Origin of the sequence: Gordonia sihwensis NBRC 108236, from assembly GCF_000333035.1 — a bacterium.
Taxonomy (GTDB): domain Bacteria; phylum Actinomycetota; class Actinomycetes; order Mycobacteriales; family Mycobacteriaceae; genus Gordonia; species Gordonia sihwensis.
The window spans coordinates 1-7,500 of the sequence record NZ_BANU01000049.1 but is presented as its reverse complement, the minus strand read 5'-3'; the positions used below and the strand labels follow the sequence as shown (position 1 = coordinate 7,500).

Here is a 7,500-nt window from a genome sequence, read left to right as displayed (position 1 = left end):
AACCCATCCGATCAGCGAGTACCTTGTTGGGCACTCCACCGATCTCTTCCAACGCCTCGGCGATGAATCCGAGTGTGGTGGTGGATGTTTCGTTGGTGGCGAACCGAACGAACCGCCACCGCGAGAACGCCAACACCGCGCAGAACATGTGCAGCCCGCCGATTACGGCCCAATCGATGACCAGGTAGTCACCCGGAGCCCACACCGCCGGGCGGCGGCCACGATGATGATCACGGCGCCACTGTGTTTTCTCCTGGGCGACGAGACGACGGAAGTTGCGGGCCGAGCCCTCATAGCCCGCGGCACGTGCTACCGGCAGCAGTCGCTTGGCGGTGATCCGGCCGTGTGACCGCTCGACTCGCTCAGCGACCAACTCGGCGACCGCATCGTAGTTGCGGGCCCGTTCCTTGCGGTCGGGTGGTTGATCGTCGGCCTCGAACCGGTCGACCACACGCTTGACGGTCTTGTGGGTGGTGCCGCACACCTCGGCTGCGGCGCGATAGCTTCCGAGTTCTCGGTAAGCAGAAATGATGTCCATACGGTCCTTCGCAGACTTCAATGGAACTCCCAGGCGGTGATGGTGATCGGTTGGCACCTTCACCGTCATCGCCTGGGCCCTCAGTTCCGGGTCGACACGACGAACACAGGGTGGGGACTTTTATCTGGCCACCAGCGGGGACCTCGACCTGGCCACCAATGGGGACTTTCTCATGGCCATGGACAACTGCTTGGCGCGCTCGGCACCGAACAGTTGACCCTGAGCGAGCTCACGAACTCCTCACCCGAGGCGAAAACTCTGACGACTGGGATAGCTACCTGGATACGCGAATCGGTAGTTCTGGAAGACGGGTCACGCCCCCACGGCATCACCTACCCGTCAAAATGGGGCGCCGGTCTCACTAACTGGGCGATGTGGATGCGCCGAACCGATGACGGCACCGGGCAGGACCCGATCAAGACGCTCGAGACAGCCGAGATTGGGAAGCACTCAGCCGCACTCATAGCGGCAGCCCAACTTCGGGGATTCTCCATATTTTGAACGCCAAGACCGACACAAGCCTCAGAGTGAGCTGAAGTAGCCCGGCGAGGCGACACCCTCGACCAGCATACGCCGCTTGACTTATGTCGCATCTACTTGAAACTTCCGCTCCCCCAGTCGATCTAGAGGGCTGATTAGATATTATGACATTTGAGCAGGTAGGGGCGGCCTCTACCGCCGCATTCTGGCGAAGCAGGAACTCGGACAGAGACACGACCACGGAAGCTACTGCCTGGCAACGCGATTTGAGGTCGAGTTAACAGCCTCGGCAAGACATGGACATAGTCGCGCACCTGCTGATCTCTGGCCTTTAGGGTAAAAGGCCTGCCGAGCGAGCAAGCACCACAGCTTCTAGTCGCGAGGACGCACCAAGTTTGTGCATTATTCCCTTCATATATCCTTTTACGGTATTTACGGTTAGGCCGAGCGAATCAGCAATCCGAGCATTCGGGTATCCAAGCGCAACAAACGCCAGAACATCTTGCTCCCGGGCGGTTATATTTGTTGACATTGACTTGGCATCAGTTTCGGCAGTGAGCATTTCGATGATATCGGTGAGTTCCCCCGAGAGGCGCTGGTCGTCCACATCCTCAACCAGCTGGCGGAGACGTGCGAAAGCGGCGGTGACACGGTTGCGAAGATCCTTGTCTGGCGAGTGCGCATCGTACTCCAACAGCGCCCGGGCGGACGCGATCTCTTGCTCAATGGCTCGCGCCTCGCTTGCGAGTGTGTCGAGCATCCGATCACCAATGAGGCGTGGGGTGTGGAGTGCACCGTAGATCACCGCGATCGGGACTCGATCGACAATAACAGGGGCGGCCATCATCGCGCGCAGTTCTTCCTGCTCGATAATATCGTTGTAGCGGTGGGAGATTCGCGGCGTTTCCAGATAGTCGTCGACGACCATTGGCCGTCTTAGGGCAACTACCCTGCCGCCCAGTCCGTGCCCGACCTCGATAGAAACTCCATCGATTACGCCTTTCGTCTCGCCCTCAAAGTGCTGCAAGTGCACCGTTGATCGCCCCTTGGCCATGCCGGCGAATGCCAGAGAAACATTGGTGTCCCGGCGCACCCTGCGCAATGAACTGGAGACGATCTCCTCGATCGTTCTAGACATTTGCTCTCCTACCATCAGTGGTGAGCAGATCTCATCGCTCGTTCTAGACGCTCGACCCCCTCTTCGGGGGGTGTGGACGAGGTCGCGCCCGCTTCACCCTGTGAGAGAACATACAACGCCAGGGAAGATTGGCATTCCAAATCGGGGGTTTGTGATGCACCAGCTCGTGGAGGCGCTGACTCCGAGTGTTCACGTCGCTACAGGTCAGCAGCTGTCCCATCAGCGCGCCTCACAGTCGCACCTCGGGTGAGTGCGCCGTGACATCGGGTGCGGCCGAGCGAGGTGCCGAAGACTGGTTCTCCCGAGACAGTTCGATGTGTGTTCACAGTTAGAGAACTCAACGTGTACGATGTGTGTTCACAGTTAGAGAACTCAACGTGTACTTTTGAAGGAGTGGATGTGCCCCGTACTTTCCTAGCAAGATCGATTGGATACGCAGCTGCTGCGCTACTCGTAGCAACAGCAACAGCAACAGCGGGCGCTCCGGCCGTTGCAGAGCCTGCGGACGCCCCTGTCGAGAACGGCGGCCTGCTGCGGTCTGTTAAGACGGATCTCCTGGCAGGCGCCATCCCTACTGGGGTGAAGGCGACTTCGGTCACGTATCGAAGCTCCGATACCCGCGGCAAGCCAGTCGCTACAACGGGAATTGTTATGGTTCCGGCTTCGAAGTGGACTGGTAGAGGACCTCGCCCATTGGTCACCTATGCAGTTGGCACCCACGGCTCGGATCCGAGTTGCCGACCTTCACAGCTGCTGACTCGCGGACTGACCACCGACCGCTCTGGCGTTCCTATGATCGAGCTACAGCTGCTTGACGTGGCTTCCCTCTTGACTCGAGGGTTCGCTGTAACCATGACCGACTTTCAGGGGACGGAGGCGCCGGGGCGGCTACCTTACCTGCAGCCCATTCCCCAAGCCCACGCAGTGCTTGATGCTGCGCGCGCCGCTATATCGGTGGGGGCAGTTGATCGCCGAGCGCCTGTCGGAATCTGGGGATACTCACAGGGGGGCGGGGCAGCTGCCGCCGCTGCCGAACAGGCCAAGTCTTATGCCCCTGAACTCAATATCAGAGGGTCTGTGGTCGGTGCGCCCCCGACCAACCCGGCGCGAACAATGATGTTCAACGAAGGGAAGCTATCGGCCGGAGTTATTGGCTACTTCGTGAACGGGGTACGGGCTGAGTATCCGCAACTTGCGCCGAAGATCGATGCGAAACTAAACAGTCAGGGTAGAGATTTTCTGCGTAAGACTGCGGGTGAGTGTCTGGTGGGCAGTGTCGTCGGCCACTATTTCAGATCGACAAAGGGGATGACGGTAAGTGGGCGACCGTTAATCGAAGAGTTGGCTTCCGATCCTGAGATAAACAGCGTATTCCAGAGTTTCGTAATGGGACGAACGGCACCGAGTCATCCGGTACTCCTTATGCAGAACGTGAACGACGACGTTGTCCCCGCCGACGATGCGAATGCCACGGCAGACGCTTGGAAACGCGGGGGTACCAACGTCGCCAGGGCGAATATCAACACACCATCGCTACCGCCCATCGGAGCTCCAGGACACGCAGTCGGATTGGTTACCGGTAATATCGCAGTCAACTGGCTGGCAGGCCGACTCACCCAATAAATGGCTCACAGCGAGGACCTGCGGAAGTCAAGCGTGTCTGCCGGCTTCCGCAGGTTGGCCCCTGAAGCATGGCCGTCACCGACACAGCTCGTCTATGCATCTGGCCACCAAGTGTTTGTCCACCACAGCAGCACGTGACCGCTGGTCCAGCGCTTAGTGATCGACGCAGGTCGCAGACACATGGCGTCCAAGCGGGTCGAAACGACGCGTAGCCAGCGCGCGATCACCGCCGGGTGAACTCCAACCCCACGGGTGACGCGCGCCGGACCAAACTAGGCGTGATCGTTGCGAAAGTACTTCGCTCGAGTCTCTGTCGGCAGCACTTCTAGCCGTCCCCTGAAATGAGAGCGTGCCGCCTCGACCTTCTGCTCATGACTTCGTGTGGCGGTCGTCAGCTGACTCTTGGCTCGCTCGATCTTTTCGGGAAGCGTCTTCTTCTCGTCAGCGGCCAGCCGTGCTTGTTTGTTGATCGCTGCCGCCAGCGCGTAGGCGTTCGGACCGGCTTTTGGGTCTTTCGATGCATCAAGGGTGGCGACACCATTTACTGCAGGACCATCAACCACAACGTACGCGTTGCCGGCACCGTTGGTGGATTCGTCGGCTGCCGATGCGGTGACGCCGATGATCGACCCGCTACCTTGCCTGGTGTCGATCCATCGCTGGTAGACCGTCACTCCTCCGCCGGCGGCGACCCGCTGGCCCTTGACGCTGCTCAGTTCGCTGATGGTTCGCTCGATGCTGGCGACTTCTGTCGTCATCAGCCGCGATGCAGCCCGGAACTGCTTGCGTGCAGACCTGGCGGCTGTCACTGCGTGCTGTACCTCGACATCGAGCTTGCCGAACTCCCGCCGGCGGTATTCGAACCAGCCGACGCCGACGATCACGGCCAGCGCGATGATGACCGCTACTGCTATTCCGGTGGCATCCATGTGGTTGGTCCTTCTGCTTGGTCACAATTGTTGTCGGGAACGGCGGATTGACATGAGAGTCTGTCAATCTTTGGATGGGCCTCGAGTCCTTGACCGGGTCGATCAGGGAGCGTCTTGCGAGTAGCGCTCTCGATTTGGTGGCGCAACTCCGTGGCTATGCTCGCGGGAACATCGATGTGAGCCTTGCCGAAGAGTTCGGTCACTCGTCGGTAGGCAGTTGCTCGTTCGTTAGGAGGAGATCGATCGTCGAGCGCCACTTTGATTGCCGATTCAGCGCATCGCAGCAGAGTTCGTTGCTCAGCCGACAGACCGCTGTCACCCGAGGCTGAAGCAGCTGCGTACGCGGCCCTCCATGCGGTTTCGGCAGCAACGGCCCGATCGGCGAAGTCACGCACGAAACCGAGTTCGTCAGGAACGGTGCCATCTACTCGCAAGGCATCGGCATGGGCGAAAGCAGTGTAGAAAGCTTGCACGAGCGGGTGTGTTCGATCGGCCAGTAGTGGGCGATGGAAGAATGCCGTTGCGTCGGTCTCGTAGGCAGCGAACTCTTCCCGCACCGTGTTCAGTCGGCGAACAGCGTCAATCCATAGCGCAGAGCGTAGTTGAGCATCGTTACCAATGCGCCCGGACGGTGGTGCCGCTGCGACGTCCGCGGCTGGCGGCTGTGGCCGGACTTCGCCACGAGTGTGCGGAGTATGAGAGGCCTGATGAAGGACTGCTCCGGGCGTGACGCACAGGACGCAGAAGCTGTTTCGCGCGCTTGTCACCGACTGAGGGGGAACCAGTTCGTTACCGGTGCTGCCTCGTATGGGACGAGTGATTACGACTGATCCGGATATGGGCCAAGCTTCATACGGTGCAGTGACAAGCATGTCAGCAGCTGCGGAGCGGAGACGACGCAGCCACTCCCGAAAGGCAGGGTCACCGTCCGCGATTATCAGTGGACCTTTGTTGTCGTCAACCCACTCAGCCACAGTGAGACCGGTTCCTGGGATCAGTAGTGTGGCGACGGCTTGACTCAGGTAGTAGCTCGTGGGGGCGTCGCGATCATTGTCGGCGTCATCGGCCGCGTGCATGGGCGAAATTCCTTGCCGGTACTGGGTCTCAGGTTTCGCTGAGTGTATCCGCCTGTCCGGAGAGCTCGTTACGCAGACTGAGGACCCGAGGAGTGGTGTCGGCGAGCATGGTCAGTTAGGTTTTTGCCGCCCGCGGGCGTCGGCAGCGTGGTGCGCTCGAGCACGACTCCAGGCTCAACTAGCCGTTGCCTGTTCCCATGTCGCCTAACAGCAGCACAGCTGCGGATGTCGTTCCGAGACAGGTGGGTGGCGTGCGCGCCGCGAGCTACTACGTACGGCTAGCGAACGGCGGTTGCAACCGGCTCAAGCAGTAGCAGGCACGACCGATCCTCGTAGCGGTCGACTTCGGCCGTTATGTCGAGGTTCGTCCCCACGCCGATCGTGTCCGGTACCGGGCCGACCCAGTGGAGGTCGTTGAGGGTGTTCTCATCACGGAACTGGAAAGCCGGTCCAGTCGCTGACGCAGCGTCGCCCGCGTTGATTAGGATGTCGTACCTAGTCTTCGCGTTCCCGTGCGGTGCCATCGCGGCGATGCTGCCGGGAAACACGATCGTTCGACCACGATGAGCCGCAGCAAACGCTGCGATGTCCGGCGAGCAGTAGTCAGTGAACGCGAGGACAGCCGCGAACTCAGGACTGTTCTCAGGCGTGAGCACCTCGCCATCACGGGTCGATGACCGTGACGCTGCTTCGCCAGTCGCTTCAGCGGACGGTTGCCCGCTCGGCGAAGCTGTCGCTTCACCCGGCGCGGGATTCGCCGGGGCAGTGTTCTTCTCGATGACTAGCCCGACGGTCACAATGATTGCCAGCACGAGCACAACCACGCCGCCACCGATGATCCAAAGCAGCCGACGAGACTTCGGCCGGGGGCGACGGAAGGTGATTTCAACCTGAACCATACCTGGCGACTGCGAGACCAACTCCCAGCCGTCGGCCTCCCACTTCTTTACAATCCGCGACTCCATGCCGCGGACCGCACGGATCGTTTTCGTCTCGTACGTGACTCCGGTGTCCGTTGCCATGCTCACAGCCCCTCAGCTTCATGCCAGGAAGGTGGCCGGCCCGTGCTGAGCCTACTGGCCATCCGAGCCCGTACCCGCCACTGGGACACCCCATATCCCTTTGTCGCCCGCGGGTGATCCTGCGGAGGGTCAGGGCCGAAGGACGGACGAGTGCGGCTAATCTTGTCGAGTTTCGTCAAGAGAGGGCACCCATACGACCACTCCACCGCCTCCCCCACCTGGGTGGTATCCAGATCCATCGGGAGGTTCAGGATCACGGTACTGGGACGGCAAGAAATGGAGGGCACAGGTGGCGCCCGCCCCGCCAGCACCCGACTTGGGTAGTGGAAAGCTAGCCCCGCTGCTGTCTGATACACGGGGTGCTGCGGGTGCTCCGATGTCAACGGCCAGTTTGATGTCCCCGCTGGTGGCCAGGTAAAAGTCCCCACCCTGTGCGGGATGTTTTAGGTGGGTGGTACCTCCGTTCGGTGTGTCATGCGGTAGGAGTCGCCGTCGGTGATGACGATGGTGGCGTGGTGTAGGAGTCGGTCGAGGATGCTGGCGGCGGTGGTGTGTTCGGGCAGGAATCGTCCCCATTGTTCGAAGGGCCAGTGGCTGGCGATCGCGAGAGATCGGCGTTCGTAGGCGCCGGCGACGAGCCGGAACAGCAGTTGGGTGCCGGTGTCGTCGAGCGGGGCGAATCCGATCTCGTCGA

General features: G+C 60.6%; 6 protein-coding genes and 1 pseudogene. 2 read left to right on the top strand and 5 right to left on the bottom strand.

Annotation, left to right across the window (positions count from 1 at the left end):
* Window positions 1-559, bottom strand: a 559-nt coding sequence (locus GSI01S_RS19250) for a helix-turn-helix domain-containing protein (protein WP_174302310.1), incomplete at its 3' end; no start/stop codon positions are given.
* A 790-nt stretch (window positions 560-1,349) separates the two neighbouring features.
* Entirely contained in the window at window positions 1,350-2,156 is an 807-nt protein-coding gene (locus GSI01S_RS19245; protein WP_006898342.1) for a LuxR C-terminal-related transcriptional regulator, read from the bottom strand.
* Window positions 2,157-2,807: 651 nt separating this feature from the next.
* On the opposite strand from GSI01S_RS19245, the gene GSI01S_RS20730 reads away from it, so the two are divergent.
* The gene (locus GSI01S_RS20730) at window positions 2,808-3,779 is read left to right on the top strand and encodes a lipase family protein (RefSeq protein ID WP_085950768.1); all 972 of its coding nucleotides are present in this window, start codon (window positions 2,808-2,810) and stop codon (window positions 3,777-3,779) included.
* Window positions 3,780-4,051: 272 nt separating this feature from the next.
* Here GSI01S_RS20730 and GSI01S_RS19240 read toward each other — a convergent pair whose 3' ends face one another.
* Both GSI01S_RS19240 and GSI01S_RS19665 read right to left on the bottom strand, forming a co-directional pair.
* Window positions 4,052-4,708: a hypothetical protein gene (locus GSI01S_RS19240; RefSeq protein WP_006898340.1), complete on the bottom strand. Its 657-nt coding sequence runs from the start codon at window positions 4,706-4,708 to the stop codon at window positions 4,052-4,054.
* Between the two features lie 1,354 nt (window positions 4,709-6,062).
* A complete protein-coding gene (locus tag GSI01S_RS19665) occupies window positions 6,063-6,806 on the bottom strand; it encodes a DUF4839 domain-containing protein (protein ID WP_075844772.1) in 744 nt (247 codons plus the stop codon).
* Between the two features lie 229 nt (window positions 6,807-7,035).
* On the opposite strand from GSI01S_RS19665, the pseudogene GSI01S_RS20725 reads away from it, so the two are divergent.
* Window positions 7,036-7,224: pseudogene (locus tag GSI01S_RS20725) on the top strand (DUF2510 domain-containing protein); the annotation flags it as partial.
* A 25-nt stretch (window positions 7,225-7,249) separates the two neighbouring features.
* Here GSI01S_RS20725 and GSI01S_RS19225 read toward each other — a convergent pair.
* The coding region (locus GSI01S_RS19225; RefSeq protein ID WP_006898337.1) for an ATP-binding protein at window positions 7,250-7,500 on the bottom strand (251 nt) is incomplete at its 5' end.

Excerpts from the sequence above, each read along its gene's own strand:
- GSI01S_RS19245 (WP_006898342.1), bottom strand. The coding sequence starts at position 2,156 with ATGTCTAGAACGATCGAGGAGATCGTCTCCAGTTCATTGCGCAGGGTG.
- GSI01S_RS20730 (WP_085950768.1), top strand. The coding sequence starts at position 2,808 with ATGGTTCCGGCTTCGAAGTGGACTGGTAGAGGACCTCGCCCATTGGTC.
- GSI01S_RS19240 (WP_006898340.1), bottom strand. The coding sequence starts at position 4,708 with ATGGATGCCACCGGAATAGCAGTAGCGGTCATCATCGCGCTGGCCGTG.
- GSI01S_RS19665 (WP_075844772.1), bottom strand. The coding sequence starts at position 6,806 with ATGGCAACGGACACCGGAGTCACGTACGAGACGAAAACGATCCGTGCG.